General features: G+C 66.6%; 23 protein-coding genes. 15 read left to right on the top strand and 8 right to left on the bottom strand.

Going from position 1 to position 26,940, the window contains the following annotated elements:
* Positions 1–92: 92 nt before the first annotated feature.
* Complete coding sequence (locus tag ABDB87_RS15095; protein ID WP_345928528.1) at positions 93–722, top strand: glutathione S-transferase; 630 nt, start codon at positions 93–95, stop codon at positions 720–722.
* A 150-nt stretch (positions 723–872) separates the two neighbouring features.
* On the top strand, positions 873–1,025 hold the full coding sequence (locus tag ABDB87_RS15090) for a hypothetical protein (protein WP_345928526.1): 153 nt from the start codon (positions 873–875) through the stop codon (positions 1,023–1,025).
* A 357-nt stretch (positions 1,026–1,382) separates the two neighbouring features.
* Here ABDB87_RS15090 and dctP read toward each other — a convergent pair whose 3' ends face one another.
* Positions 1,383–2,348 (bottom strand): TRAP transporter substrate-binding protein DctP, encoded by a 966-nt coding sequence (dctP, locus tag ABDB87_RS15085; protein ID WP_345928524.1) that lies wholly within the window; start codon positions 2,346–2,348, stop codon positions 1,383–1,385.
* 301 nt (positions 2,349–2,649) lie between these two features.
* Between dctP and ABDB87_RS15080 the strand changes: the two genes are divergently transcribed.
* Positions 2,650–3,375, top strand: a complete 726-nt coding sequence (locus tag ABDB87_RS15080) for a DUF4124 domain-containing protein (RefSeq protein WP_345928522.1) — start codon at positions 2,650–2,652, stop codon at positions 3,373–3,375.
* A gap of 159 nt (positions 3,376–3,534) precedes the next feature.
* A complete protein-coding gene (locus tag ABDB87_RS15075; protein WP_345928520.1) occupies positions 3,535–5,151 on the top strand; it encodes a methyl-accepting chemotaxis protein in 1,617 nt (538 codons plus the stop codon).
* A gap of 61 nt (positions 5,152–5,212) precedes the next feature.
* Here ABDB87_RS15075 and pgm read toward each other — a convergent pair whose 3' ends face one another.
* The 6 genes from pgm to ABDB87_RS15045 all read right to left on the bottom strand — a co-directional run bounded on the left by pgm (position 5,213) and on the right by ABDB87_RS15045 (position 14,877).
* A complete protein-coding gene (gene pgm, locus ABDB87_RS15070) occupies positions 5,213–6,847 on the bottom strand; it encodes a phosphoglucomutase (alpha-D-glucose-1,6-bisphosphate-dependent) (RefSeq protein WP_345928518.1) in 1,635 nt (544 codons plus the stop codon).
* Positions 6,848–6,956: 109 nt separating this feature from the next.
* A complete protein-coding gene (locus tag ABDB87_RS15065; RefSeq protein ID WP_345928516.1) occupies positions 6,957–7,397 on the bottom strand; it encodes a hypothetical protein in 441 nt (146 codons plus the stop codon).
* The gene (locus tag ABDB87_RS15060) at positions 7,387–8,472 is read right to left on the bottom strand and encodes a lactate/malate family dehydrogenase (RefSeq protein ID WP_345928514.1); all 1,086 of its coding nucleotides are present in this window, start codon (positions 8,470–8,472) and stop codon (positions 7,387–7,389) included. Before ABDB87_RS15060 ends, ABDB87_RS15065 begins: the two co-directional genes overlap by 11 nt.
* A gap of 90 nt (positions 8,473–8,562) precedes the next feature.
* Positions 8,563–10,986, bottom strand: a complete 2,424-nt coding sequence (locus tag ABDB87_RS15055) for a PepSY domain-containing protein (protein WP_345928512.1) — start codon at positions 10,984–10,986, stop codon at positions 8,563–8,565.
* 1 nt (position 10,987) lies between these two features.
* Positions 10,988–13,129, bottom strand: coding sequence for a TonB-dependent siderophore receptor (locus ABDB87_RS15050; RefSeq protein WP_345928511.1), 2,142 nt, complete (start codon positions 13,127–13,129; stop codon positions 10,988–10,990).
* Between the two features lie 236 nt (positions 13,130–13,365).
* Positions 13,366–14,877, bottom strand: a complete 1,512-nt coding sequence (locus ABDB87_RS15045) for a TPM domain-containing protein (RefSeq protein ID WP_345928509.1) — start codon at positions 14,875–14,877, stop codon at positions 13,366–13,368.
* 569 nt (positions 14,878–15,446) lie between these two features.
* Here ABDB87_RS15045 and ABDB87_RS15040 point away from each other — a divergent pair.
* The 9 genes from ABDB87_RS15040 (at position 15,447) to ABDB87_RS15000 (ending at position 25,098) form a co-directional block, all read left to right on the top strand.
* Entirely contained in the window at positions 15,447–16,433 is a 987-nt protein-coding gene (locus tag ABDB87_RS15040; protein WP_345928507.1) for an ABC transporter substrate-binding protein, read from the top strand.
* Positions 16,434–16,452: 19 nt separating this feature from the next.
* Positions 16,453–17,430 carry an isopenicillin N synthase family dioxygenase gene (locus tag ABDB87_RS15035; RefSeq protein ID WP_345928505.1) on the top strand — a complete coding sequence of 326 codons (978 nt, stop codon included), beginning with the start codon at positions 16,453–16,455 and terminating at the stop codon, positions 17,428–17,430.
* 92 nt (positions 17,431–17,522) lie between these two features.
* A complete protein-coding gene (locus ABDB87_RS15030) occupies positions 17,523–18,551 on the top strand; it encodes an aromatic ring-hydroxylating dioxygenase subunit alpha (RefSeq protein ID WP_345928503.1) in 1,029 nt (342 codons plus the stop codon).
* 151 nt (positions 18,552–18,702) lie between these two features.
* The gene (locus tag ABDB87_RS15025; RefSeq protein ID WP_345928501.1) at positions 18,703–19,722 is read left to right on the top strand and encodes an aromatic ring-hydroxylating dioxygenase subunit alpha; all 1,020 of its coding nucleotides are present in this window, start codon (positions 18,703–18,705) and stop codon (positions 19,720–19,722) included.
* Positions 19,723–19,784: 62 nt separating this feature from the next.
* Complete coding sequence (locus tag ABDB87_RS15020) at positions 19,785–20,612, top strand: ABC transporter ATP-binding protein (protein ID WP_345928500.1); 828 nt, start codon at positions 19,785–19,787, stop codon at positions 20,610–20,612.
* Between the two features lie 10 nt (positions 20,613–20,622).
* On the top strand, positions 20,623–21,420 hold the full coding sequence (locus ABDB87_RS15015) for an ABC transporter permease (RefSeq protein WP_345928499.1): 798 nt from the start codon (positions 20,623–20,625) through the stop codon (positions 21,418–21,420).
* An 82-nt stretch (positions 21,421–21,502) separates the two neighbouring features.
* Entirely contained in the window at positions 21,503–22,930 is a 1,428-nt protein-coding gene (locus ABDB87_RS15010) for an amidohydrolase family protein (protein WP_345928497.1), read from the top strand.
* Positions 22,927–23,877, top strand: coding sequence for a PDR/VanB family oxidoreductase (locus ABDB87_RS15005; protein ID WP_345928495.1), 951 nt, complete (start codon positions 22,927–22,929; stop codon positions 23,875–23,877). The genes ABDB87_RS15010 and ABDB87_RS15005 overlap by 4 nt, the downstream gene beginning before the upstream one ends.
* A 396-nt stretch (positions 23,878–24,273) precedes the next feature.
* Positions 24,274–25,098: a hypothetical protein gene (locus ABDB87_RS15000; protein ID WP_345928493.1), complete on the top strand. Its 825-nt coding sequence runs from the start codon at positions 24,274–24,276 to the stop codon at positions 25,096–25,098.
* A 123-nt stretch (positions 25,099–25,221) separates the two neighbouring features.
* On the opposite strand, the gene ABDB87_RS14995 is transcribed toward ABDB87_RS15000, so the two are convergent.
* Complete coding sequence (locus tag ABDB87_RS14995; RefSeq protein WP_345928491.1) at positions 25,222–26,145, bottom strand: LysR family transcriptional regulator; 924 nt, start codon at positions 26,143–26,145, stop codon at positions 25,222–25,224.
* Between the two features lie 145 nt (positions 26,146–26,290).
* On the opposite strand from ABDB87_RS14995, the gene bamE reads away from it, so the two are divergent.
* Both bamE and ABDB87_RS14985 read left to right on the top strand, forming a co-directional pair.
* Positions 26,291–26,572 carry an outer membrane protein assembly factor BamE domain-containing protein gene (bamE, locus tag ABDB87_RS14990; protein ID WP_345928489.1) on the top strand — a complete coding sequence of 94 codons (282 nt, stop codon included), beginning with the start codon at positions 26,291–26,293 and terminating at the stop codon, positions 26,570–26,572.
* Between the two features lie 157 nt (positions 26,573–26,729).
* Entirely contained in the window at positions 26,730–26,918 is a 189-nt protein-coding gene (locus ABDB87_RS14985) for a DUF3079 domain-containing protein (RefSeq protein ID WP_345928487.1), read from the top strand.
* Positions 26,919–26,940: the final 22 nt, after the last annotated feature.

The raw sequence follows: 26,940 nt of genomic DNA, 5'->3' as shown, positions 1-26,940 counted from the left end.
GCTTCACAGATCCGGCACTGGCGCTATGATCATGCTTCCCGCGCGAGCATCTCGCTCGCGCCCAGGCAACCGGACATCCCGCGAGGTATTCCATGCAGCTCATCGGCATGCTCGACTCCCCCTACGTCCGCCGCAGCGCGATCAGCATGCTGCGGCTCGGGCTCCGCTTCGAACACCAGTCGATCTCGGTCTTCCGCCAGTTCCCGCAATTCCAGGCCATCAATCCGGTGGTGAAGGCGCCCAGCCTGGTCTGTGATGACGGTGCGGTGCTGATGGATTCGACGCTGATCATCCAGTACGCGGAGGCCTGTGCCGGACGCAGCCTGATGCCCGCGACCCTGGCCGGCACACAGGCCGCACTTCAGGCGATCGGATTGGCACTCGCGGTGTGCGAGAAGAGCGTACAGATCATTTACGAACGCAATCTGCGCCCGACTGAGAAGCAGCACACGCCCTGGCTGGATCGCGTCAGCGGCCAGCTGCAGGCGGCACTGGCTGCACTCGAAGCACAGATCGGGCACTCCCTGCCTGCGCTGCCGAACGGGGACATCGATCAGGCCGGCATCAGCCTGGCCGTCGCCTGGCACTTTGCCGCGACCGAATTGCCGGCACAGGTGCGGGCGGAAGACTACCCACGCCTCGCCGCCTTCTCGGCCGCCGCCGAAGCCCTGCCGGCATTCCGGGCTGCGCCGCATGGAGACGGCATCGTACACCCGCTGTAAGCCGACAAACAGGTAAGCCCCCGGGGCATGCACGCCGGGGACGCTGCCCGTTTGCAGCCTGGCCTGTCGTAACACTTTGCTATCGTAGCCCCGATGCCGGCAGCGCCTTTCGCGTGGATCATTCAACCATCCATGCAAGGGAGCAAGACCGTGAAGCTACTCAACAACCTGCAATATCGCACAGCACGTGACCTTCAATCCGTCGGGGTCACATTCGCACAACTGTGCCTGCTTTACAGCTTCAGTCCCGAGGAAATGCTGGACGCCCTCTCCCTTGCCAGCCGCGGCATTTTCGGAGCTTGACCATGGGAATCGTCGCGGTTTGGTTCCTGATGATTGGTGGCCCGTTGATCGTGGTCTGGTTTGCTACCTGGGTCGCGCTACGGATGACATGGGCCGGCAAGCTGGAGGATGCACACCATGCAACCAAAGCTGACCAGCGCACAGCTATAACCCCGCCACGGCCGAGTTATCCCGTCTGCTCCTGAAGGCAATCATGGCACGTCCCGGAGCCAATGACTCAACCCGACTCCTGCCCCGGAAACACTCGTATCACTGAAGCCCCGTCTGCCTTCCGCGCCGCATGACAAAAGCATCGTGCGCATCGACTGAGCGCACGGGCGGACGGCCGGCTTCGCCCGTCGTCCGCGACAGCCGGATCTATTTGGTTGTCATGATCCGCATCACGGTTTCGAGATCCGCGCCGGCCTTGAGGTACTTGTTATAGGTCTTCATCGCCTGCGCCTCGATGCCTCCCATCGAAATCTGGTTGCGGGTGATGATCGTCACGCCGGCCTTGCGGGCCACCGCGAGCGCGCTGCTTTCCTGCTCGGCCCATTGCTTCGCGAGGAAGCTGCGGGCGTCCGCCGAACTCTGGCGCAAGGCCTCTTTCTGGGCGTCATTCAGCGTGAGCCAGACTTTCTTCGAGATCAGCAGCACTTCCGGAATCAGCAGATGCTCATCCTGGATCAGCCAGGGCGCCACCTTGTAATGCTCCGCCGCCACGAAGTTCACCACATTGCCTTCGGCACAGTCGACCTCGCCACTGCGCATCGCCTCCGCGACCTTGTTGAAGGGCATCGGCACCGGGCTTGCTCCCAGGTTGCCGATCATGTCCTCGAAGACCTGCGACTGCAGCACGCGGATCTTGCGACCCTTGAAATCGGCCTGGGCGCGGATCGGCTTGAGGCAGTAGAAGTTGCGCGGAGCACTGTCGAGATAGCTCAGGCGAACCAGGCCCAGCTGCTCCATCTCGCGATCCAGGCGCTGGCCGAATTCGCCATCAAGCACCTTCCACATGTGGTCCGGCGAACGGAAAAGATAGGGCAGGCTCGCCAGCGTGGCGGCCGGGCTGCGATCGCCCAGAATGCCCAGGTTCACCCGCGCCATCGCATGGCGCCCCTCCATGAGTGCCTTGAGCACTTCCTGCTCGCTGCCGAGCGCCCCGTTGGCCTTCACGCTCAGCTGGAGCTCGCCCTTGCTGCGCTGTGCAAGCTGCTGCCCCATGTATTCGACGGCGCGCACAAGCGGATGATCTGCCGACTGCTGATCGGAGGACACCAGGTTGATGGCGGCAGCCGCCAGTCCGGAGCCGGCAAGCAGGGCCAGCGACAACAGTAAACGCATCACGCGATTCATCGAACACCTTTCATTCACGCCGCCGGCACCGCGCCGGCAGACTGGCCGCTGGAATCTAGTGCATGCGGGGAAGGACAATGAAAACAAAGGTTAAAAACGGGTTTCCCCTGAGGCCGCCCACGCAGCAGGTGAGGCGCCCGCACGCAGCAGCCCCTGCAGGCGAGACGAGTGCCCCGCGCAGGCGTAGCATGACGTCCGGATAGCGGTGGAGGCAGGCCAGACACCGCACCCATACAACGCAAACACCAGACTTGAGGGAGCACACATGCCGGCATTCAGACGCCACCTGATGTCCACACTTGCATTCAGCGCACTGAGCATCCTGTGCACAGGGGCCCAAGCGCAGGTCTACAAATGCCGCAACGCGGCCAGCGGCAAGATCGAGTTTTCGGGTACGCCCTGCGATATGAACAGCACCGGCGGCGAAGTCCGCGTGCAGCCCAACGTGATGGACAGCAGCGGCAGCCGCGCCGTCACCGAGAGCGCCGGGGCGGCCGGCGTCACGCAGGACCCCGCCGGCAGCGCCCAAGCCGCGGCGGGCAACAAGTCCCGCTCGAAAGAATGCACGGATGCCCTCCGCGCCTACGAAATCGAGGCGGGTTCCTCGCGCAAGGACGCGCAGGCCATCAGCGCCGCCCGCACCTCCATGACCGTGGCCTGTGGCCAGAACGCTGACCTGCCCAATGCGGCTGCCGACCAGGGCAGCTCGCGGGAATGCACCCAGGCCCGCCGGTCGTATGAAATCGAGTCCGGTTCGATCCGCAAGGATCCGGATGCCATCGCGGCCAAGCGCTCAGCCATGTTCGTGGCCTGCGGTCAGGCGGAGCCCCGCCCCGAGCCGGTACGTCCCGCCCACATCGCCCGCACGGCGGGCGTTTTCACGATCCAGTCCTGTGACACGGCGGGTTGCTGGGACACCGCCGGCAACCGCTACAGCCAGGGGCGGGGCCAGACCTATGTCTCCCCCTCAGGCGCGAGCTGCCAGCTCCAGGGCATGCAGATGCACTGCAACTGAGGCATGCGGCGGACCACGTCTGCAGCGGTCCGCTGATGAAAGGCTGAGACCGGAAACAAGCGGGCAGGCCCTGCTCGCCATCAATTCCGCGTAGAAAACCGGCTCAAGAACGGAGGCGAGCCTGCCGATAGCAGGCCATCTTCCCGGAATGCGCCCATCATGAAACTCTCTCATCGTCTGGCCCTGATCGTTGCATCAGCGGTACTCGGCCTCGTCATCCTCGCGCTCTTCGCGCTGAGTGCCCAACGCAGCAACATGATGGAAGACCGCCGCGCGGAAATCCTGAACGTCCTGAAGCTGGCGTCCAGCCAGCTCGAGGAACTCAAGACCCAGGAGCAGAACGGCAAGCTCAGCCGTGAAGCGGCGCAGGCCCAGGGTGTGGCCATCCTCTCGGCGATGCGCAATGGCCCCTCGACCTACATCTGGGCACGCACGACCGATGCGCTGGGGCTCGTCCATCCGAAAAAGGAAGTCATCGGCAAGGTCGACTTCGGGGCCCGGCTGGCCAATGGCAAAACCAATTTCCAGAACTATCTCGACACCCTGCAGACGACCGACTACGCGCTCTTCGATGACATGGCCGTCCGCCCCGGTGGCGCCGACAAGCCGGTGCCGAAGATCAACGGCGTCACGCTCATCAAGGGCTGGAACTGGGTCGTCGGCTACGGCATCTTCCTGGACGACATCAACGCCCGCTACCAGGCGCTGGCCACCCGGCTGCTGATGGTGGGCCTGCTGGTGATCCTGGTGGTGGTGGCACTGGCCGTCACGATGTCGCGCAGCATCCATCGCTGCATCGGCGGCGAGCCGGACCATGCCGCAGCCATCGCGCAGTCGGTCGCCAACGGCCGGCTCAACCAGCGTCTGGAGGCGAAAGCGGGCGACAACAGCCTGCTCGCAACGGTCGCCCGCATGCAGAACGATCTGCGCCAGATGATCGAACAGATCCAGCAGGGCGCGATCCAGCTGCACGGCGCCACGGTCAGCCTGAGCCATCAGATGGGGCAGATCCGCCAGTCGGCCGAGAGCTCCTCGTCCGCCACCTCCTCCACCGCGGCCGCCATCGAGGAACTCTCGGTCAGCATCGATCACATCGCCGGCAGTGTGCGCGACACCGCCGCGAACTCCTCGCAGACGCAGGCCCTCTCGAACGAGGGTGAGCAGCTGGTGACCGACGTCAGCAGCTCGATGAACGAGATCTTCAATGACGTGAAGACGGCACAGACGCGCATCGAAGGCCTGAACAGCCGCTCGCAGGAAATCGGCAGCGTGGCCAATGTCATCCGCGAAATTGCGGACCAGACCAACCTGCTCGCACTCAACGCAGCCATCGAAGCGGCACGCGCCGGCGAGCAGGGCCGCGGCTTTGCGGTGGTAGCCGATGAAGTGCGCAAGCTGGCCGAGCGGACCAGCCAGGCCACCACCCAGATCACGCAGACCATCGCCGCCATCCAGGCCGACACCGGCTCCGCCGTGGCGGGCATGCAGGCCATCACGCCCCGCGTCTCTGCCGGACTGGACAACGCCAACCGCGCGGTGAGCGCGCTGCGCGAGATCAACCGCGCCACCGGCAGCTCGCTGGAAAAGATCAGCCAGATCGCGGACGCCACGACCGAGCAGAGCCAGGCCGGCAGTCTGGTGGCGCGGAACGTGGAAAAGATTGCAGCGATGGTCGACGAGTCCGTCGCCTCGGTCGATGCCGCCCATGAAAACGTGCGCGCGCTGGACGAACTCGCCAGCGCCCTGCGCAAATCGGTGTCCCGTTTCGAACTCTGAGCGGCCTCCGGCTGGCCGCACCGGGCGCGAGCAGGCGGCCCCTTAACTCGCCCGCGGGGCCTCAGCTGCCCAGTGCCGCGTCCAGGATGCGTTGCGCGTCGGCGATCAGCGTTTCGAGGTGCGCCTCGCTGACGAAGCTCTCGGCGTAGAGCTTGCAGATGTCTTCGGTGCCGGAGGGGCGGGCGGCGAACCAGCCCCGGGTGCTGGTGACCTTCAGCCCGCCAATGCCGGCGTCATTGCCCGGCGCACGGGTGAGCGTCGCGGTGATCGGATCGCCGGCGAGCGTGGTGGCGCTCACCCGCTCGGCAGTGAGCGTCTTGAACGCGGCTTTCTGTGCAGGCGTGGCCGGTGCGTCGATGCGCCGGTAGCACGGCGCGCCGTACTGTGCCGTCAGCTCGGCATAGTGCTGCCCCGGATCCTTGCCGGTCACGGCGGTGATTTCGGCGGCAAGCAGGCCGAGGATGATGCCGTCCTTGTCGGTGCTCCACACGCTGCCATCGCGGCGCAGGAAGGACGCACCGGCGCTCTCCTCTCCGCCGAAGCACAGGCTGCCGTCGAGCAGGCCGGGCGAGAACCATTTGAAGCCCACCGGCACCTCGTAGAGCCGGCGGCCGAGATCCGCTACCACGCGGTCGATCATCGCGGACGACACCAGCGTCTTGCCGACGGCCGCACGCGCCCAGGCCGGGCGATGGCCGAGCAGGTAGCGGATCGCCACTGCGAGGTAGTGGTTCGGATTGAGCAGCCCCGCCGAAGGCGTGACGATGCCGTGACGGTCGACGTCCGCATCATTGCCCCAGGCAATGTCGAAGCGATCCTTGAGCTTGACCAGACCGGCCATCGCATAGGGGCTGGAGCAGTCCATGCGGATCTTGCCGTCATGGTCCAGGGTCATGAAACCGAAAGCCGGATCGACCGCGGGATTCACCACCTCGATGTTCAGGCCGTATTGCGCCGCGATGCGCGACCAGTAGGCCACCGCGGCGCCACCAAGCGGGTCGACGCCGATGCGCAGACCGGCCGCGCGGATCGCGTCCATGTCGATCACGGCACCCAGATCGGCAATATAGGCTGCGGCAAAATCATGCGCGCTGACGCAGGCCGAGCGCAGCGCCTCTTCAGGCGGCAGGCGCTTCACGCCGGCATTGCCAGCTTCGAGCAGCGCATTGGCACGGCGCTCGATCCAGCCGGTGGCATCGGTGTCGGCCGGGCCGCCATGCGGCGGGTTGTACTTGATGCCACCGTCCTGCGGCGGATTGTGCGAAGGCGTGATGATCAGGCCATCGGCCTGCGCCGCCACGCCGCCGCGGTTGTGGCACAGGATCGCGTGCGAGATCACCGGCGTCGGCGTGTAGCCGCCCTGTGCCTGGATGCGCGTTTCCACGCCATTGGCGGCCAGCACCTCGAGCGCGCTGGCCTGCGCCGGGGCAGAGAGCGCGTGGCTGTCCATGCCCATGAAGAGCGGGCCGGTGATGCCCTGCGCCGCACGGTATTCGCACACCGCCTGGGTGATGGCGAGGATGTGCGCTTCGTTGAAGCTGCGCGCGAAGGCGCTGCCGCGGTGGCCGCTGGTGCCGAAGGCGACGCGCTGCGTGGGCACCGCGGGGTCGGGCGTGTCGCGATAGGCCGCCAGCAGCGCGGGCACGTCCATCAGCAGGTCGGCAGGTACCGGCAGGCCGGCAAGAGGATGGGTCATGGCGCTGCTCCGCAAAGTCAAAACGCCATGATACCCAGTGTGCCCCGTCACGCTCGCCGGGGCTGCCCGCCTGCCGTGGCACACGCCACACCCGCCGGAAGACGACGGTTCAGCCCGCCCGCTCCAGCCGCAGGGCGCCCAGCCTGCGCGGCGCCGTGCCGGCAAGCCAGGCCTGCATCGCCGCCGGCGTGCCGGCGGCCAGGGCCACGCCGGGCGAAAGGGTGGCGAGCGACACGCCCTCGCCCGCGGAAACCGGCGTGGCAACGAGCACCGAATGCACCAGACTCGCGTCGTCCGGCGCCAGCAGTTCTACGCTCAGCACCGCCGGCAGACGGCGCAGCACGCGGGCGACGAAATCGGCACGCTCGGCCGCCGCGCGGAACAGGATCAGCGCCTGCGCGCTGTCGTCCGGCGACTGGCTGCCCGCGGTGCCGAAAAACGCTTCCATCTGCAGACCGCGCCCCGAAAACACCTCGGCCACGCTGTGTACCGCACCCGGCCGGTCACGCAGACCGATGACCAACACATGCAGGCTGAATTCAGGCGCCATGGATCCACTCCCCGATCTTGCGCTGGCATTGCTCGCCGCAGGCACGCAGCAGCGCGAGTTCTTCATCCGTGAGGTCGTCAGCCGGCACCACGCGGCGCACATTGCCCTCCAGAATCACGCGATTGCCGACCGGCCCGACGAGCCCCGATTCGCCTTCATGGCGATACTGCACGCAGACCTCCACCGCCCGGCCCTCGCACAGCGCCTTGACCAGATCGACCGTGGCGTTGGCGGTGGCCGAGATGGTCTTGGCCTGCGAGTAATGCACGGCAAAAGGCTTCAGGGCCACGCGCAGATCGGGCGGCAGCGTGGCGATGTGATCCAGCGCGCGAACCGGCCCATTCACCGGGTCGGCCATCATGCCGGCAATCAGCGCGGCATGCTCGCTGCGCAGCCGGCTGTGGAAACCGGCCAGCGCGAGGCCGCCGCGCAGGCGGGCAACGGTTGCGGCGAGCTCCTCGCCACGCAGGCCGTGAATGCGCACGGTCGACCACAGCGGCACCATGCCCAGGCCATGTTCGCCCGCCATCGAGGCATGCACGCGCTGGCGCGAGAGCCCCAGCTGGCTCGCGATCTCCCAGCGGAAGCGCTGCGAATCGGAAAACGCGCCCATGCCGATGACATTCTCGCGGCCAAGGTGACGCGAGAAGATCTCCACGCCCAGCTCGACCGGGTTGGAGAGCACGATCACCAGCGGCGGGTGCCCCCGCCGGTTGCGCGCCACGGCCGCCGCGAACTGCTCGAAGAGGGCAACGTTGGCCCGCGCCAGATCGTCACGGCTCTTCAGCGAGCCGACCTGGCGCGCATCGGTGGGAAAGGTGGCGCCGGCCGCCATCACCACCACGTCGCCGATGATGTCGTCCGGGTTGTCGGTCACATCCAGCTCGGGGATGTTTTCCGCGCAGGCGTCCTGCAGATCGGCACGCAGGCCGTGCAGGTAACAGGGGCGGCTGGAAGCAGGATTGCCCCCCACCAGTTGCAGCAGTTCGCGGCGGCCGAGCACGCCGTCCGCCACCAGCCGCGTCACCACCTCGCGCCCGCAGCCTCCGCTGGCACCGATGACCGAAATATCCATGAATGAAACCCTGAGCGAGAAGGGCTCCGAGTATCGACCCGCCCTGCTGCAGGGTCAATCCGGCGTGCAGCGGCCAGACCGCCGCGCGCCTCAATACACGTCGCGGCGGTAACGCCCCTGGGCACTCAGCGCCTCCAGTCCCTCGCGGCCCAGCAGGGATTCGAGCAGCGCCTCCACACCGCCGGCCATGCCCTGCAGGCTGCCACAGACATGGATGACTGCGCCGGCATCCAGCCAGCACATCAGGCGTGCGGATTCGCCGCGCAGGAAATCCTGCACATGCGCGCCGCCCGGCTCGCGCGAGAACACGCGATCGATTTCAAGCAGCCCGGCCTGCGTCCAGGCACCGAACTCGGCTTCACAGAGCGAATCGCTGGCGCGATGACGCTCGCCGAAGACCAGCCAGTTGCGGCCGAGACCGCGCCGCACACGCTCCCGCAGCAGGCCGCGCAGGCCGGCGAGACCGGAGCCATTGCCGATGAAGAGGCAGGGGCGCTCGTCGTCGCACGGACTGAAGCCCGGATTCGGCTTGAGCCGCAGCGCGACCTCGCCGTCGAGCGGGCAGGCCAGGGTCAGGAAGCCGGAGGCCAGACCAATGCCTGCCGCATGCTGGTGACGGCGCACGATCAGTTGCAGGCGGCCATCCTCGGGAATCGAGGCAATCGAATAGCTGCGGGCGGCAGGCAGGTCCGGCGCCCCGATGCAGGAGGATGGGCAGGGCAGCACCTCCACCAGCGCGCCGGGCGTCCAGCGCGGCAGCGAGCCCTGCGCGGGCACCAGGCTCAGCTCGAACAAGGGTGAGCCGCTGCTGCCCGGATTGAGCAGGGTGCGCTGCACCAGACGCCAGCGGGCCCACGCCGGTGCGGTGTCGGCAGAGACTCCGCTCGCAAGTGATTCCGCGCGCACGCCGAAGCGACCGAGCCCGGAGAACCAGTGCTCGACGGCAGCGGGCTCCGTATCACAGGCCGGCGTGAGCGGCTGCCAGGCCTGGGCACCGAAACGCTGCAGGGTGCTCTGCAGGCTGTGGCCGAAGCCGCAGAACTGGCGGTACTGCCGGTTGCCCAGGGCCAGCACCGCAAAGCGCAGACGGTCGAGTTCCAGTTCTGCCACACCCAGTGCTCGCGCAAAACCGCGGGCGGCATCCGGCGCCTCGCCCTCGCCGAAGGTGCTGACCACGAACAAGGCTTGCGGATAGCCCGCCAGCTCGGCCGGCTGCAGCCCGGCCAGCGGTCGCAGCACCACCGCGCGGCCTGCGGCCTGCAGGGCGGCCGCCGTGCGCAGTGCGAGCGACTCGGCACGACCGGTCTGGCTCGCCCAGGCCACCAGGATGGACTCTGCCGCGTCCGGCCCGACCGCCGGATTCAGCAGCGCGCGCTGGCGCGCCGCTTCACGCGCACTGCGCCGGCGCGAGAGATAGAGCAGCCAGCCTGTCACGCCCAGCACCGGCAGGGCCAATGCCGCCAGCATCATGAAGACACGCACCGGCCAGCCGGAATAGCGGCCCATGTGCAGCGGATAGATCGCGGCCAGCGCTCGCTTTCCGCTGCTCTGGGCGGCAAAGCGTTCGTCTTTCTTGAGCTTGCCGTCCAGCGCGATCAGCATGCGGTTGCGCTGCCGCTCATGCGCGGCATCCGGCAAGAGCCAGAGGATTTCCAGCCCCGCGCCGGCCGTCTCGGGCGGGCGAACGCGCAGCTCACGCCATGCCGGCGCGATGTCGACAAAGCGCTGCCATGCCATAGACATATCCGGTAAAGCGTCCGACGCTTCGGTGCGCGGCGGCTTGTCCTTCTTCATGCGCGGCGCCCGCTCGACGCCGGCCCAGCCATCGACCGTGCTGCGCACTGCATCGAATGACCAGTAGATGCCGGTGCCGGTCAGCAGCAGCCAGGCAGGCAGCGCCCAGGTCGCGAGCACCGCATGCAGGCTCCACAGGAAGGGGCGTCCCTTGAGGCGCGGATTGAAGCCGAGCCAGCTCCGCCAGTCTCCCGCGCGACGCGGCCAGCGCAGATAGATCCCCGAGGCGATGAGCAGCAGCAAGCAGGTCGAGAGGAGGCCGGCCACCACCCGCCCCGGCTCACGCGGCAGCAGCAGGAAGCGATGCAGCCGCTCCACCCACTCGAAGAAGGCCTGGCCACGTGCCTCACCCAGCAGTCGCCCGGTATAGGGGTCCGCATAAAGCGGCAGCAGTTTGCTGGCACCGGGCGGCGCCTGCAGCAGCAACTGCACGCTGCGGCCCGGCTCGGCCGAGAAGATCGCCGTCGCGATGCGTTCGCCGCCCGGCAGCGGGCCCAGCGCGGCAAGGAGTTGCGGTGGCGTGAGCATCGCTGACGCCTGAACCGGCACGCTGCGCACTGCGGGGTTGAGCGCGTCGAGGATCTCGTCCTCGAAGGACATCATCCCGCCGGAGAGCCCGATCAGCATCAGCAGGCTGCCGGCTGTGATGCCGATCAGCCAGTGCAGCTGGAACAAGCTCCAGCGCAGGAGTGCGGCCCCGCCGCCAGCCGGCCTGCCCATTTCAGAGATCGATCTTCATGCCGAGCTTGATCGTGCGCGGCGCACCCGCTGCGAGACGGGTGCCGGCACCGGCCCAATACTGCTTGTCGGTCAGGTTCTCGATATTGAGCTGCCAGCTCACCGCCTTCGACGCAATGCGGGTGACATAACGCGCACCGGCCGCGTAGAGCGTGACCGAGGGCAGCCAGGCCTGGTTCAGGTCGTCTACCGGACGACGCCCGGTGTAATAGCTGCCGCCATTGAGCGTGAGTCCCGGCACCCAGGCCACATCCAGCGTCAGGAAGGCACTGGCGGTGCGGCGCGCGGCGTTTTCGGGCAGCTTGCCGACATAGGCCGCGGCGCTCTTGCGAAAGCGGGGGTCCAGCCACTGCGCAGAAGTGAGCCAGCCGAGATCGCGCGTGATCTTGCCCTGGGTGGAAAGCTCCAGCCCGCGATAGCGCTGCTCGCCATCGGCCACATAGTAGCCATCGGTGCCGGTGTAGGCGCCAGGCCGGTCGATCTGGAAGAGCGCAGCGGAGAGCAGCGTATCGCCGATCACCTGCCAGCGCGTGCCCAGCTCGACCTGCTTGCTCACGCCCGGCGCCATGCGCTCGCCGGCGTTGAGCGAACCGGTCGGCGCGGTATCGCCCTCCTCCAGACCACGCGCGTAGGAGGCGTAGACCGACAGCGCCTGAACCGGGCGATAGACCGCAGCCAGCATCGGCGTGGTCTTGCTGACGTCATAATGATTGTCGGCCTGGTCGCTGCGGTACATCGAATGCCGCAGGCCACCGATGAGCTGCCAGCGTTCGGACAGCATCAGGCGGTCCATCGCGTAAAAGCCGGTGTCGGTGGTGTTGAGCTCGGCAGTCGTCGGGCTGGCAGGCGTCGCGCCCCAGACCACCGAGCTGATCGTGGTCGGCGTGTAGAGATTCTGCGCGGCCACCGTGTAGGCGGTGTTGTAGATCGCGTCCTGCGACTTGTCGGTCTGCGAGAGGCCGAAAGTCAGCTCGTGGCGACGGCCGAGCGCCTCGACCGTACCGAAGAGCTCGCCCTTGACCAGGTCGGACTTCACCAGCGAGTGCTGGCTGGTGCCCTGGATGCGCCCGGCACCGGTCGCGATGGTCGCCGCGCTGGTGAAGCGGAAGGTCGCCAGGTTGCGGTCGCGCGAGGTCTGCGCATGGCCGCCCTCGAAAGTCAGCGTCCAGTTGTCATCCACCGCATAGTCGGCGCGCACGAGGGCATTGACCGCATCGGTCTCGAACTTCGAATCCGTGGGGCCGACACTCTTCGTGGGGTCGACCGGATGCGGCAGCGTGATCACGCCGTTGACCGCGGTCGGCAGCGTCACGCCGACCTGCTCGGTGGTCTTGCGGTGGTCATACTCCAGATCGGTGCTGAGGCGCAGCCGGTTCGACACCTTCCAGTCGAAGGCCGCCGAAGCGAAGCGGCGATTGCCCGAGTCCACGCCATCGAGATAGCTGCCCAGCGCGCCGCCGCCGGCATTCAGGCGCAGGCCGTACTGATCCTGCTCGCCATAGCGGCGGCTCATGTCGGTAGCAAGGATCGCCGTGCCGTACTGATCGAGGCTCATCGACACGCTGGTGAGCGGCTTCGCGGTCGGCCGCTTGGTCACGTAATTCACGATGCCTGCGGGTGCTGCGAAACCGTAATAGAGCGCGGAGGCGCCCTTGAGCACCTCGACACGTTCCTTGTCTTCCAGCATCGCCTGACCGAAGTTCATGATCGGCAGTGCGCCGTTGAGGCGGTAATTTGTACGGTTTTCCACCGCGATGCCGCGGATCACCAGCTGGTCCCAGGTCTCGCCGCCGTTCTGCTGCCGCGTGACACCCGCAGTGTTGCGCACCGCGTCGTACAGGCCACCTGCGGCCTGCTGGTCCAGCGCCTCGCGGGTCACCACGTTCACGGTGGAGGGCACATCCATCACGTCCGAGCCACGGAAGCTGCCGGCAGCCACGGTATCGGCGCGCAGTCCGCGCGCGCTCTGGCCGGTGACGGTGATCACGCCCAGTTCGCTGACCGGCGCGGATGCGCTGGCCGCAGGAGCCTCCGAGCCGGCCGCACGGGCCGCAAGGGGAAGGAGCGCAAGCAGGACGGCCGCGTGCAGCTTCCGGCGCACGGGCAAGACAGACAAAGGATTCATGATGGGGAGACTTCTGCTCGGGATGAAGGCGGGGGTGCGGGCAGCGGCTGACGCTGCATTTTTGCCAATGAGAATGATACTCATCCAACAATAAGTCAAGTTTTCTGACTTATGACTTTAGGCTTAGTCGGCCGCCTCCTGCCGTGTGCCTTTCCCCAAGCCCGGTCTGCAGCGAGCCGCGCCCGCGTCACCGGTGCAGAGCAAGCCCCCGGGCTGGTCGGCCCCTTGCCCGCCCGCTACCAGCTGCTGCTGCTCCCGCCACCGCCCGAGCTGCCGCCACCCCAGCCACTGTCCGAGGAGGAGGACGACGAGGCGCTGTCCGAAGAGAAGGACGAAGAAGACGAAGAGGACGAGAAAGACGAAGAGGTGCTGTCCGATGCGAGACGCGCCAGACTGTAGGTTTCCCTGGTGCGCTTGTTGCAGGCCCTGCAGCGATAGTGGCGCACGCCGGAGCCGCCCGAGGTGGCGGTCGCCGCATAGCGGACTTCGTCATTGACCAGCTCACGGGTCATGCCCTGGCAGTCGGGGCAGCGGGAATGGAAGGCATCGGGCTGGGCAAAGGCCACGCCGCTGTGTCCGCCGCAGGTCCCGCAAAGCCAGACGTCATATTCGACAGCCCCCAGACTTTCCTCGATCTGCTCGATGCGGCTGAGGAAGGCGTCTTCTTCGGCCTCGCTCAAACGCTTCATGCCCGGCTGCGCGCAGTGCGGGCAGGCACGCGGCGCAAAGCGGTAGCCACGGGCCAGTACCTCGGGCGCAAAACGGTTCTGCCCCAGCGGCAGCGGAAAGATCGCGGCCATGAGCCCCCAGAAGCCGCGTTCATCGTTGAGCACCCGGGCGATGTTCGCATGCTCGCTGCGCTCGAACATCGCATCGAGGCGCTGGCGCAAGGCGCGGGCCCGCAACAGCGCCGCGCCCAGGTAGAAGAGATAGACACCCGACAGCGCCAGCCAGGGCAGGCCCGGCGGATGCAAGCGGTCCAGCGCCACGATCATCAGCAGCGGCAAGCCGGTAAACACCGCGGCATGCAGCGGTTTCGGCAAATCCTGGAGGCGCATCAGCCCCGGACCACCTGCAGGCTCGCCGGGCCGGTAGCGCAGTTGCCAGATGATGCCGGCGATCACCAGACCCGCAGCCAGGAACCAGCGCAAGGTGAGCCAGGCCTCCGGTTCGGTCCGCGGCATGAGTTCCACGACCCGCAAGGCGGGACGCGCGCCCGCCGCGACAGACTGTCCGGCCTCCACGCCAGACAACAGCAGGCGCCTGAGCGCCTGCACCCCGGCCAGCATGCCGTCGTCGTAGCGCCCTTCACGCAGCGCCGGCAGCATGAGTTCGCGGGTGATGCGCTGGCACACCACATCGGGCAGCACGCCTTCCAGGCCGTAACCGGTATGGATGCGCACCGTGCGCTGCGCCAGTGCCAGCAGGATCAGTGCGCCATCGTCATGCCCCTTGCGGCCGATCCCCCAGCGCTCGAATACGCTCTGCGCAAAGCCGAACACATCGTCACCGGCCACCGAACCGAGGGCCACCACCGCGACCTGGACGCCAGTCGCACGCTCGATCTCCGCGAGTTCGGCATCGATCTGCGCCACGGTCGCGGGCGACAGCAAGCTGTCGGGATTGGCGACGCGGCTGCCGCCGTTTGCGCGCGGATCTGCCAGGCTCTCGACGCTCGTCGCCGTGAAAGCCGGCAGGCAGAACATGAGCAACACGCAACACAGAACACTGCGGCAGACGGACAGCATGAGCGGGGGACCGGCGAATGACAGGCCGGCATTATGCGCCGCGCCCCGTGCGCGCCTGCGCCGCCTCGTCCCCGGCAGGCTGCCGCCCGTGCCCTGCGCAGCGACCGATCCGCCGGAGCGACCATCAACCACACATTGAAAATGGTTTTGCACCAGCACGGCTTGCGTCCGGATGCGTCCTGCTTCGTGTTGGCGCATGCCCTGCCCTCCGGGCACCCAATGCCATCCGCATGATGCGGAACACGGAATCCTGAGCACGGCTTGATTTCGATCAAACACGAAAATCCGGTTCCGGTGCTGGCACAGCCGTTGCTAAATGAGCAGTGGAGTAGAAGCTGTCAGCGAAGTCGCCGCCCCCGGCACTTCGTGGGTCATTGCTCCGGCAGGGAGAACCCTCCCTGCTCGTCAGTACTGACGATCGTGCACCACCCGGGACACGACGGAGAGCGTTCATGTACATCGCCCGACCTGATGACAGCAGCATCACCATCTCGCCACGGCTCCGGCTTGTCGTCTCCCCGTGTTCCACGCCGCTTCACAACGGAACCCAGCCTCAACGGAGATAACACATGCAAGCCAGCTTCAAGGCCCGCGCCGGCCGCCTCCTCGGTGCAACGCTCCTCTCGCTGTGTGCCGGTCTTGCCCAGGCCGACGACAAGATCACCTTCCTGACGTCCTGGTATGCCCAGGCCGAGCACGGCGGCTTCTATCAGGCGCTCGCCACCGGTCTCTACAAGAAATACGGTCTGGATGTCACGGTGAAGATGGGCGGTCCGCAGATCAATGGCATGCAGCTGCTCACCGCGGGCCAGGCCGACTTCATCATGGGCTATGACTTCCAGGTGCTGAACTCGGTCGAGAAGGGCCTGCCGGTCACGACCGTGGCGGCCTCCTTCCAGAAAGACCTGCAGGGCATGATGACGCATGAGGATGTGAAGAGCCTCGCCGCGCTGAAGGACCGCAGCATTCTCGCCGCCACCACCGCGCACACCACCTGGCTGCCCTGGCTGAAATCGAAGTACGGCATCGCCGACAGCCAGATCAAACCCTACACCTTCAACCTGCAGCCCTTCTTCGCTGACGACAAGGTCGCCCAGCAGGCCTACCCCTCCTCCGAGCCCTTCCAGGCGATGAAGAACGGCAAGAAGGTGAACTTCTTCCTGTTTGCCGATGACGGCTACCCGCCCTATGGCACCACCATCGTCACCACGCAGAAGATGATCAGCGAGAAGCCGGATGTGGTCGCGCGCTTCGTGAAGGCCTCGATCGAAGGCTGGAAGAGCTATCTCGCCGACCCCGCCCCGGGCAACGCGCTGATCAAGAAAGACAACCCGAAGATGGAAGACGAGCAGATCGCTTTCGGCGTCAAGCGCATGAAGGAACTGCATGTCTTCGACGGCGGTGACGCGGCCACGATGGGAGCAGGCGTGATCACCGATGCGCGCTGGGAGCAGACCTACAAGTTCATGGTTGCCGCCGGCTTGCTGAAGCCTGAAACCGAGTGGAAGAAGGCCTATACGACGAAGTTCGTCAAAGACCTCAAGGTCATGCCCTGACAGCGCGGCGGAGCACTCCATGGTCCAGTATCAGCCCCCTGTCCGCAGCCTGCAGCCCGTGCTGGACATCGCGCCCTGGCTCGATGGCACGAACCGGCAAGGCGTGGCGCGCGAGTTCGATCGCATCTGCCGCGAGATCGGCTTCTTCTATCTGGTCGGCCACGGCATCGACACCGCCGACATGCGGGGCATCCTGCACGAGGCTCAGCGCTTCTTTGCGCTGCCCGACGAGGTCAAGCGCAGCCTTGCGATCAACGCCTCCGGTCGTGGCTACGAGCCGCTGGCGGCGCAGGCACTGGACCCGGACTCTCCGCCCGACCTGAAGGAGTCCTGGCTCTGCGGCACCGAGCTCGCCGCCTCGCATCCCTATGTCATGGCGGCATTGCCCAACCATGGTCCGAATCGCTGGCCGGAGGAAGCCCTGCTGCCGGGCTTTCGCGCGGCCTGCGAGCGCTACCGGGCACAGGTGCATGCCTTGTCCGAAACGCTGATGTCGATCTTCGCGATTGCGGCAGATGCGGCCGAGGACCACTTTGCGCCGCTCTTCCACGAGCCGATGGCCACGCTGCGCCTGCTGCATTACCCGCCGCAGCCGGGGCGCGTGATCGCCAACCAGATCGGCTGCGGCGCGCATACCGACTGGGGCTGCTTCACCCTGCTGCTGCAGGATGAAACCGGCGGGCTCGAAGTGCAGACGGCCCATGGCGAATGGCTGCTCGCCGAGCCGCTGCCGGGCGCCTTCGTGGTGAATCTGGGCGACATGATGCCGGTCTGGACCAATGGCGCCTATCACTCGAACGCGCACCGGGTGCGCAACCGCTCACCCGAGCGTCATCGCTACTCGGTGCCCTTCTTTCAGGATCTCAACTATTACAGCCGCATCGAATGCCTGCCCGCCTTCCGCACACCGGACGGACCGCCCCGCTTTGCGCCGCGGACGGCGGGCGAGCATTTCGAGCTGATGTTCCGCAAGACACGGGAGGCCGCGCTCGCCTGAGCGCGCTCCGACTCCGCAGCGAAGGCGACCAAACCCGGCGCGCCGGCTGCAGCCCCGTCCGCCCCCGCGGACGGGTCATGGAGGGTTTCACCATGCTGGTCACGCAACAAGCCGTGCTGCGCCGCTTCTGGTACGCCATCATGCCGATGGCAAGACTGGCAGACGGCCCGCAGCCTTTCACCCTGCTCGGTGAGAAGATCGTGCTGTGGCAGACATCCGATGGCACCCCCGCCGCCGCGCAGGACCGCTGCTGCCACCGCACCGCGAAGCTCTCGAAGGGCTGGGTCGAAGGCGACCACATCGTGTGCGGCTATCACGGCTGGCACTACGACTGCCGTGGCGCCTGCGTCAAGATTCCGCAGAGCACCGATGGTCACATCCCGCAGGGCGCCGGCATCAAGGCCTACCACTGTCAGGAGAAGCACGGCTATGTGTGGGTGGCGCTGGAAGACCCGCTCAAGCCGGTGTTCGACATTCCCGAGCATGACGACCCGCGCTTCCGCTGCATTCAGCAGTTCGACGTGGCCTGGAAAACCGGCGCCCTGCGACTGATGGAGAATTCCTTCGATGCCGCGCACTTTGCCTTCGTGCATCGCGGCACCTTCGGCCAGTTCTCGCAGCAGAAGCCGGAGTTCTTCGAGATCCGTGAAACCGACTACGGTTTCGAAGCCGAAACGCGGCTCACGATCAACAACCCGCCGGCGTCCCACCGCATCACCGGCACGACCGAGCCCACCACCCGGCGCCACTTCCGCAACCAGTGGCACCTGCCCTTCAACCGGCGCCTGGGCCTGGTGTATCCGAACGGCCTCGAACACCTGATCGTGACCTGCGCCACCCCGATCGATGACGACAACATCCAGATCCTGCAGTGGCTCTACCGCAATGACCGCGAGGAAGACTGCCCGGCCGCCGAGCTCAATGAATGGGATCTGCGCGTGATCGACGAGGACCAGGAGATCCTCGAAACGGTGGACGCCGACGCGCCGGTGGACCTCACCCGGCGGGCCGAGCAGAACATGGCGGCGGATCAGCCCGGCCTCATCATGCGCCGCCGCCTGCTCGAACTGCTCGAAACCCATGGCGAGCGTGAAGTGCATCGCCCGCAGGCCGCGCAATGAATCCATTTGTCATGCCGGCACGGACCGGCCTGACTTCATCCCTACACGCCGCGCGCTCCGCCGCGCGGCAACCGGCGAAGGCGACCACCCTGGCACGCCGGCCGGTGCGCCCCGACAGAGAACGGGCGCCCAGGCAACAAGGAGTTTCAGCATGCTCGTGACCCGACAACCCGTCCTGCGCCGCTTCTGGTACGCCACGCTTCCGCTCACCGAGCTGGACAAGGGCCCGCAGGCCTTCACCCTGCTGGGTGAAAAAATCGTCCTCTGGAAGCAGGCCGACGGCCGCCCCGCCGCCGCGCAGGACCGCTGCTGCCACCGCACCGCGCAGCTCTCAAAAGGCTTCGTCGAGAACGGCAACATCGTCTGCGGCTATCACGGCTGGCAATACGACTGCAGCGGCGCCTGCGTGAAGATTCCGCAGAATCCGGAGGGCGCGATTCCGCCCGGCGCGAAGATCACCCCCTTTCACTGTCAGGAAAAATACGGCTATGTGTGGGTCGCGCTCGAAGCGCCGCTGCGCGACATTCCCCATTTCCCGGAAGACGGCGCGCCGGGCTACCGCCGCATCTTCCAGTTCCACCAGACATGGAAGACCAGCCCGGTGCGGATGATGGAGAACTCCTTCGACAATTCGCACTTCTCCTTCGTGCACAAGGCGAACTTCGGCCTCCAGGATCAGCCGCAGCCGGCCCCTTACGAGTTCCGCGAAACCGACTACGGCTTCGAGGCCGAAACCCTGGTGCCGATCCGCAATCCGGAGGCCAGCCACCGCGTCACCGGCACCACCGAGCCGATCACCCACCGCCATCTGGTCAATCGCTACTACCTGCCCTTTGCACGGCGCTTCGGCTGCACCTATCCGGCCAGCGGCGTCGATCACATCATCTACAACTGCGCCACGCCGATCGATGACGAAAACATGGTGCTGGTGCAGTGGCTCTATCGCAATGACAGCGAGGAAGCCTGCTCCACGCAGGAGCTGATCGACTGGGACGCGGCCATCACCGTGGAAGACCGCGACATCCTCGAAGCCTGCGATCCGGATGCCTGCATCGATGTGCGTCGCCGGGCGGAGTTCCACATGGCGAGCGACAAGCCCGGCCTGATGATCCGCCAGCAGCTGATGAAGCTGCTCACCGACCACGGCGAAGCCGAAGTCTTCCGCAGCTGAGACCCGCACGCATCGCCCGGCAGGCCCCGCCGCCGGGCAGACCCGAACACAGAGAGGCTGACATGCTCATGCAATACAGCGAAGTCGAGAAAGACACGGCACCGATCACGCCGGACGCCGACACCGTGCTCTTCGCGGGGCGCATCGACAAGACCTATCCCAACGGTACCCATGCGCTGGATGACGTGCGCCTGCGCATCCAGCGTGGCGAGTTCGTCTCGCTGCTGGGCCCCTCCGGCTGCGGCAAGAGCACGCTGCTGCGGATGTTTGCCGGGCTGGAAACACCTTCCGCCGGCCAGGTGCGCTGGTGGAATGAAGCCAGCATTCCCGAGGACAAACCCGGCCGCAGCATGGCCATGGTGTTCCAGGAGGCGACCCTGATGCCCTGGGCCGATGTGGCCACCAATGCCCGGCTGCCGCTGGACCTGCGCCATGTGCCGCGGCGCGACAGCGAGCCGCGCGTAGCGCGTGCGCTCGATCTGGTGGGGCTCGGAAAATTCCACAAGTCCTGGCCGCGCGAGCTCTCCGGCGGCATGCAGATGCGCGCCTCGATTGCGCGCGCACTGGCCACCGATCCCAACCTGCTGCTGATGGACGAGCCCTTCGGCGCGCTGGACGAGTTCACCCGCAACAGGCTCGATGCGGACCTGCGCCGGCTCTGGGCCGGGCACGACCTCACGGTGGTCTTCGTCACCCACAGCATCTACGAGGCAGTCTTCCTCTCCAGCAAGGTGGTGGTGATGGGTGCGCGCCCTGGCCGCATCCTCGCCGAGGTCGACATTCACGGCCCGCGCGAGCGGGATGAGTCTTTCCGCGTCTCGCCGCAATTCATCGGCTACTGCCAGCAACTCTCGGAACTGCTGACGCTCGCCAACGGCGGCGAACACTGAGGAGCCCGACATGAAAACGCCCCTGCTCCATCATCCCGATGCCATCCGCATCGTCTCGCCCGTCCTGCTCGGCATCTTTCTGCTCGGCTTCTGGCAGTTCGCCTGCGTGCACTGGAAGATTCCGAGCTTCCTGATCCCGGCCCCGTCCGAGATCGTGCGCACGCTCATCGGCAACTGGCCCTCACTCTCGGGCGCGCTGCTGGTCACGCTCAAGATCACGCTGCTGGCCTTCCTCTTCGCCACCCTGCTGGGCGTCTGCATCGCCTTCCTGCTGGTGCAGAGCCGCATCGTCGAGGCGAGCCTGTTTCCCTATGCGATCCTGCTGCAGGTGACCCCGATCGTGGCCATCGCGCCGCTGATCATCATCTGGGTAAAACTGCAGACGCCGGCGCTTGTGATCTGCGCCACGCTGGTTGCGCTGTTTCCCATCGTTTCGAACACGGTGCTGGGCCTGCGCAGCGTGAATCCGGGCCTGGCCAATCTCTTCCGCATCAACCGGGCCACCCGCTGGCAGACCCTGCTGCGCCTGCGCATCCCGAGCGCGCTGCCCTACTTCTTCGGCGGGCTGCGCATCTCCAGCGGGCTCGCCCTGATCGGCGCAGTGGTGGCGGAATTCGTCGCCGGCACCGGCGGCAGCGGCGCCGGTCTGGCCTATCAGATCCTGCAGGCGGGCTTTCAGCTCGACATTCCGCTGATGTTCGCGGCACTCCTGCTGATCGCCGCCACCGGCGTCGCCCTCTTCCTCGCCATGGCCTGGCTGAGCCGCTTCGGGCTCGGTCACTGGCATGAAAGCCAGATGGGCAACTGAGCCGCACGCACTGATCGACACGGCGCGCCGGCGCGGCCCTGCCGCCCGCGCGCGCCACCGGAAATCCCTTCAGGAACCCCTCATGCCTTCCCTTCTCATCCGCAATGCGGCCGCGATCATGACCGGCCTCGCCGGTGCCGCCGCACGCCATGCCGGGCCCGACCTGCGCATTCATGACAGTCGCATTGCCGCCATCGGCCGGCTCGATCCATTGCCCGGCGAAACGCTGGTCGACGCCAGCGACTGCGTCATCTACCCCGCCTGGGTGAACACCCATCACCATCTCTTTCAGGCCTTGCTCAAGGGCGAACCGCTGGGCATCAATGCCACGCTCACGCCCTGGCTGGCCGCCACGCCCTATCGCTTCCGCGCAGCTTTCGATGAGGCCAGCTTCCGCCTGGCTGCGCGCATCGGCCTGATCGAACTGGCGCTGTCGGGCTGCGCAACCGTCGCGGACCACAACTACCTCTACTGGCCCGGCCAGGATTTCGACAGCTCGGCGGTGCTCTTCGAGGAAGCGGATGCCCTGGGCCTGCGCTTCGTGCTGTGCCGCGGTGGCGCTACCATCACCCGCCAGCTCGAAGCCGAGTTGCTGCAGGCGCTGCGACCCGAGTCGCTGGAGGGTTTTCTGGCCAGCGTGGAGGCCACCGCACAACGCTTTCACGACCCCGCGCCGGACAGCATGCGCCGCGTGGTGGTCGCGCCCACCACGCCGCCCTATTCGATGCGCCCGGAGGAGTTGCGCGAGACCGCCGCCTTCGCCCGCGCGCGCGGCCTGCGCCTGCATTCCCACCTCTCGGAAACCGTCGGCTATCAGGACAGCGTGCAGGCCCAGCACGGGATGACGCCGGTGCGCTTCTGCGAATCGGTCGACTGGCTCGGCGAGGATGTGTGGTTCGCGCATCTTGTGAAGCTCGACCCGGACGAGATCGCCCTGCTCGGCGCCACCCGTACCGGCATCGCCCACTGCCCGCAGAGCAATGGCCGGCTGGGCAGCGGCATTGCGCCGGTCCGCGCACTCGAAGCGGCCGGCGTACCGGTGTCGATCGGCGTGGATGGCGCTGCCTCCAACGAAGCCGCCGACATGATTTCCGAAACCCACGCCGCCTGGCTGATGCAGCGCGCCCGCGCCGGCCATGCCGCCGTGCCCTGCCATCTCGGCGGCGCCGGTGAGGCGGGGGCCGACGAAGCCACGGTTGAAGACGTGATCCGCTGGGGCAGCAGCGGCGGCGCGGCGGTGCTGGGCCTGCCGGCCACCGGGGCACTGGTACCGGGCATGGCGGCCGACATCGCGATCTACGCACTGGACCGCTCACCGCGCTACTTCGGCATGCATGACATTGCCATTTCCCCGGTAGCCTGCGGTGGTGCCGCGCATCTGAAACGGCTCTATGTCTCTGGCCGTGAGGTGGTGCGTGAGGGTGCGATCGCAGGCCTGGACATGGCCGAGCTCGCCGTCCGCGCCCGCACGGCAGTCAAGGGCATGATCGCCCGGGCGGAGGCGGCATGATGATCGATGTGTTCGTTCGCGGCATCCGCATCGAGGCGGAAGACGTGCGCAGCTTCGAGCTTGCGCCACTCGAAGGCAGCCTGCCGCCCTGGCAAGCCGGCGCGCATGTGATGGTCGCCGCGGCCCCGGGGCTGCTGCGCGCCTATTCGCTCTGCAATCATCCTGAGGAAGCCGACTGCTACCGCATCGCGGTCAAGCGCGAATCGACTTCGCGCGGCGGATCGGCCTCGATGCACCGGCTGCAGGTGGGCGACTGCCTGCGCATCTCGGAGCCGGCCAATCTGTTCGGCATCGATCCGGAGGCCCGCACGCATCTGCTCCTGGCCGGCGGCATCGGCATCACGCCGCTCTACGCGATGCGCAATGCACTGCGCGCACGCGGCGCTGAAGTCAGCCTGCATGCCTTCGTGCGCAGCGATGCGCACGCCTGCTTCCAGTCACGCCTGTGCGAGGGTGCGGTCGTGCATGCCGGGCTCGATGCCGCCGCCACCCGCACCAGGCTCGATGCACTCATCGCGCCGCACACCGCCGATCCGCATGCCTGCTTCTACCTCTGCGGCCCGGCCGGTTTCATGGACGCCGCGGCGGCCGCGTTGGCCGCCCGGGGCGTTCCCGCCAGCCGCATCCGCTCCGAGCGTTTCGGCGCCGCTCCCGCCGCCACCATCACGCCGGCCGCCGCCGAGGGGGCGCGGGTGCGCTTCGCGCGCAGCGGCGTGGAAGCTGCCCTGCCCGCTGGCAGCAGCATCCTGAGCGTGGCGCGCGCTCACGGCGTGGAGATCCCCACCTCCTGCGAAGTCGGCGTCTGCGGCGCCTGCCAGAGCCGGGTGCTGGCCGGCGAGCCGGAGCATCTGGATCAGTACCTCTCGGCGGCCGAACGCGCTGCGGGCGACAGCATCCTGCCCTGCGTGTCGCGCTGCCGCACCGGTCTGCTGGTGATCGATCGCTGAGCCCTGTGACGCCCTCCGGCCCGGCTGCGCGTCCAGCGCGTCCGGGCCCGCCGGTCAAGCGCGCCAGCACAGGCCTCAGCGTATTGCGAATATAAGCAGGCTGTCTGAATCCGTATACAATCGCGCCCCGCCTGCCCCTTTCAGGATCCATGCTGTAGTCATACAGCATCCCGAGCCGGTTTTGTCCTTTCAAATCAAGGTGATGAAAATCCGGCCCGGACACCGCTTTGGGGCAGTGCGAACAGGGCTTCGCACCCTGCTCGCTCATGCGGATTTCCGTATGACCCCCATGCGTCGCAAGGCTGCGCGCATCCCCTAGGATGAACCCATCGCCTGCCGCGCCATTCCCGGGCGCTGCTTGCAGGCAGACTCTTCAATCGACCAGGAGAACCCTTGATGAAAGCCCCGCTGTCCCTCATGACCTGTGCCGTCATGCTTGCCTTTTCCGCCGCCAGCGCTTCGGCGGCCGACTGGAGCGACAACTCCGTCAGCTATCGCTATGGCACGGGCTTCCATGAGCCGGGCAATGACAAGGACGTGAAGAAGAACATCCTGACCTTCACCCATGTCAGCGGCTTCAAGTACGGCAGCAACTTCTTCACCGTCGACATGCTCAAGTCCGACAAGAACGACCCGGCCAACAATGGCGGCGGCGGCGCTCAGGAACTGTATGGCATCTTCGCCAACCAGCTGCACTACAGCAAGCTCACCGGCAACAAGATCGCGCTGGGCCCGATCAGCGATTTCGCCTGGACCACCCGTGTCGACCTGAACTCCAAGGACGACGCCTTCGCTTCCCGCGTGCAGAAGCTGATCCTCGGCCCGACCGTCAAGTTCGGCGGCTCCTGGGGCTGGGCGGATCTGGACTTCCAGAGCTACAAGGAAAAGAACCACAACGGCATCGTCGGCAAGGCGGTTGATTTCGACCTGACCTGGCGTGTCGGCGGCTCCTGGGGTGTCGGCTTCGATGCCGGCCCCGTGCCGCTCAAGTTCAACGGCTGGGGCACCTACACCGGCTCCAAGGGCAAGGATGGCTTCGGCGCCGAAACCAAGGCCGAAACCTGGATCAACGCTTTCCTGATGGTGGACGTGGGCAAGCTGGCCACCGGCAAGGGCGACACCTTCCTGGCTGGCGTGGGCTACGAATACGTCAAGAACAAGTTCGGCGCGGATGGCTCCAACACCCATACCCCGATGCTGAAAGCCGAGTGGCATCTGTAATCGTCTTCTGCAAGGCAACGATGGATTGGGCCGCGCGCTGCGCGGCCTTTTTTTGTCCACCACACACGGACGCGCAGCGAAAGCATCGGGCACCTGCCGCTTGCTGCCGTGCCGGTGCCTCGATCACCACCGGGGCACGAACTTCGGGGTCGGCCGCAGAATGATGGCGTCGCCCAGTATCCCGATGACATGCTGCACGCCTGCATCCTTGTCGTGACGACTGTGCCAGACCAGCGAGATCGGGTCGGTCTCCACCGGCAGGGGCGGCTCGAAGACGACGAGGTCCGGGTCGCCCTCCGGCACGCAGCGCTCCGGCAGCACCGCAATCAGGTCTGACTTCGCGACCAGCGAAGGCACCATCTGGAAGGTCGGCACGACGACGCCGACGCGCCGACTGCGCCCCTGCCTCGCCAGTGCCTGATCGACCGCGCCGTCCGAATCACCGTTTCCGGACACCTGCACATGCGGATGGGCGAGAAAGCTTTCCAGATCGAAATGCCGGGCCGCAGGATGGTCGCGGCGCATCACCACCGCATGACGCGTCTCCCGCAAGGCCTGCTTGCGCAGCGAGGCGCCCAGCGCCGGCACGACCGCCACCACGACTTCCACCTGCCCGCGTGCCAGCGTATCGAGCGCATCCTGCGTGCCGGTCCAGGGATAGATCACCAGGCGCAGGCCGGGCGCCGTCCGCTGCAGGGCCTGATAGAGATCGCTGACGATCAGGTTGGCCGGAAAATCCGGCATCACGATACGCACCGTCTGCTGCAGCTCGGCCAAGGCGGGCGGGCTCAGCGAGACCATCCCGGCCACCTCGGCCAGCACCTTGCGCAAAGGCCCCCGCAACTGCTCGGCGCGCGCCGTCAGCCGCATGCGGCCGGGCCCGCGGACCAGCAGGGGGTCATCAAAGAGCCTGCGACAGCGCTCCAGCGCGTTCGACACCGCGGGCTGCGACATGCCCAGTCGCTCTGCCGCGCGGGTGACATGCGCTTCGTCGAGCAGGGCTTCCAGCACCGTCAGCAGGTTGAGATCGACCGACCTTAAATTCATGACATGAATGATTAGACATACAAAACATCCGTTGGATCGATTCTATCAGGCTCCGTACCATGAACTCATCCCGATCAGACACGGCAACAAGGCAGCAAAGACAGTGACTGACGGGACCTCCCCCTGAATGAACAAGGAAAGCATCATGAAAAACTTCGCACACATCGCCGCCATTTCCGCAGCCGCCCTGCTCGCCTCCGGCGCCCAGGCTGCCGTCTCCAGCGAACAGCTCAACGCCGCCAGCGCAGGCATGAGCGAGCAACAGGTCATCGCCCTGCTGGGCAAGCCGAGCGCCTCCCCGCGCTGGGCCAACGGCACGCACTCGCTGGTCTATGACCTGAAGAACGACTCGCAAGCCAAGGCCTATGTGGATATCAACGATGCCAGCGGCAAGCTGGTGAGCCGCAGCATCCTCCGCAACGATTGAGTCTGCATGTCGCCTGACAGAACCATGACCCGAGACGCCGCAGCCCCTTCCCGGCAAGAACGCGGAAGGGGCTGCCGGCCACAGGAACATGCATTGCACGCAGGCGCGCACCGCCCCCCGATGACAATGGCTTGATCGAAGACCCGGAGAACACACCATGGCCAAGAAGATTCCGCTGCACCCCGCCCATCCGGAACGCATCTGCTGGGGCTGCCAGAACTACTGCTCCGCCAAGGCCATGAGCTGCGGCAACGGCTCGGAGCGCACGCCGCACCCGGTCGAGCTTTTTGGCGAAGACTGGTTTGAATGGGAACTGGGCGCCCGCCCGGAGAACCCGCCGCAGTGAGCGGCCACCGCGCCCTGACAAG

Source organism: Uliginosibacterium paludis, assembly GCF_039631355.1.
GTDB lineage: Bacteria > Pseudomonadota > Gammaproteobacteria > Burkholderiales > Rhodocyclaceae > Uliginosibacterium > Uliginosibacterium paludis.
This window is presented reverse-complemented; position numbering and strand designations above follow the sequence as displayed.

Bases quoted from the DNA above. Each gene is read 5' to 3' on its own strand.
- ABDB87_RS15060 (WP_345928514.1), bottom strand. From the start codon at position 8,472: ATGGATATTTCGGTCATCGGTGCCAGCGGAGGCTGCGGGCGCGAGGTG.
- ABDB87_RS15065 (WP_345928516.1), bottom strand. From the start codon at position 7,397: ATGGCGCCTGAATTCAGCCTGCATGTGTTGGTCATCGGTCTGCGTGAC.
- ABDB87_RS15000 (WP_345928493.1), top strand. From the start codon at position 24,274: ATGAAAGCCCCGCTGTCCCTCATGACCTGTGCCGTCATGCTTGCCTTT.
- ABDB87_RS15020 (WP_345928500.1), top strand. From the start codon at position 19,785: ATGCTCATGCAATACAGCGAAGTCGAGAAAGACACGGCACCGATCACG.
- ABDB87_RS15080 (WP_345928522.1), top strand. From the start codon at position 2,650: ATGTCCACACTTGCATTCAGCGCACTGAGCATCCTGTGCACAGGGGCC.
- ABDB87_RS15075 (WP_345928520.1), top strand. From the start codon at position 3,535: ATGAAACTCTCTCATCGTCTGGCCCTGATCGTTGCATCAGCGGTACTC.
- ABDB87_RS14985 (WP_345928487.1), top strand. From the start codon at position 26,730: ATGGCCAAGAAGATTCCGCTGCACCCCGCCCATCCGGAACGCATCTGC.
- ABDB87_RS15015 (WP_345928499.1), top strand. From the start codon at position 20,623: ATGAAAACGCCCCTGCTCCATCATCCCGATGCCATCCGCATCGTCTCG.
- ABDB87_RS15010 (WP_345928497.1), top strand. From the start codon at position 21,503: ATGCCTTCCCTTCTCATCCGCAATGCGGCCGCGATCATGACCGGCCTC.
- pgm (WP_345928518.1), bottom strand. From the start codon at position 6,847: ATGACCCATCCTCTTGCCGGCCTGCCGGTACCTGCCGACCTGCTGATG.
- ABDB87_RS15045 (WP_345928509.1), bottom strand. From the start codon at position 14,877: ATGCTGTCCGTCTGCCGCAGTGTTCTGTGTTGCGTGTTGCTCATGTTC.
- ABDB87_RS15055 (WP_345928512.1), bottom strand. From the start codon at position 10,986: ATGGGCAGGCCGGCTGGCGGCGGGGCCGCACTCCTGCGCTGGAGCTTG.
- bamE (WP_345928489.1), top strand. From the start codon at position 26,291: ATGAAAAACTTCGCACACATCGCCGCCATTTCCGCAGCCGCCCTGCTC.
- ABDB87_RS15005 (WP_345928495.1), top strand. From the start codon at position 22,927: ATGATGATCGATGTGTTCGTTCGCGGCATCCGCATCGAGGCGGAAGAC.
- ABDB87_RS15095 (WP_345928528.1), top strand. From the start codon at position 93: ATGCAGCTCATCGGCATGCTCGACTCCCCCTACGTCCGCCGCAGCGCG.
- ABDB87_RS14995 (WP_345928491.1), bottom strand. From the start codon at position 26,145: ATGAATTTAAGGTCGGTCGATCTCAACCTGCTGACGGTGCTGGAAGCC.
- dctP (WP_345928524.1), bottom strand. From the start codon at position 2,348: ATGCGTTTACTGTTGTCGCTGGCCCTGCTTGCCGGCTCCGGACTGGCG.
- ABDB87_RS15025 (WP_345928501.1), top strand. From the start codon at position 18,703: ATGCTCGTGACCCGACAACCCGTCCTGCGCCGCTTCTGGTACGCCACG.
- ABDB87_RS15040 (WP_345928507.1), top strand. From the start codon at position 15,447: ATGCAAGCCAGCTTCAAGGCCCGCGCCGGCCGCCTCCTCGGTGCAACG.
- ABDB87_RS15050 (WP_345928511.1), bottom strand. From the start codon at position 13,129: ATGAATCCTTTGTCTGTCTTGCCCGTGCGCCGGAAGCTGCACGCGGCC.
- ABDB87_RS15035 (WP_345928505.1), top strand. From the start codon at position 16,453: ATGGTCCAGTATCAGCCCCCTGTCCGCAGCCTGCAGCCCGTGCTGGAC.
- ABDB87_RS15030 (WP_345928503.1), top strand. From the start codon at position 17,523: ATGCTGGTCACGCAACAAGCCGTGCTGCGCCGCTTCTGGTACGCCATC.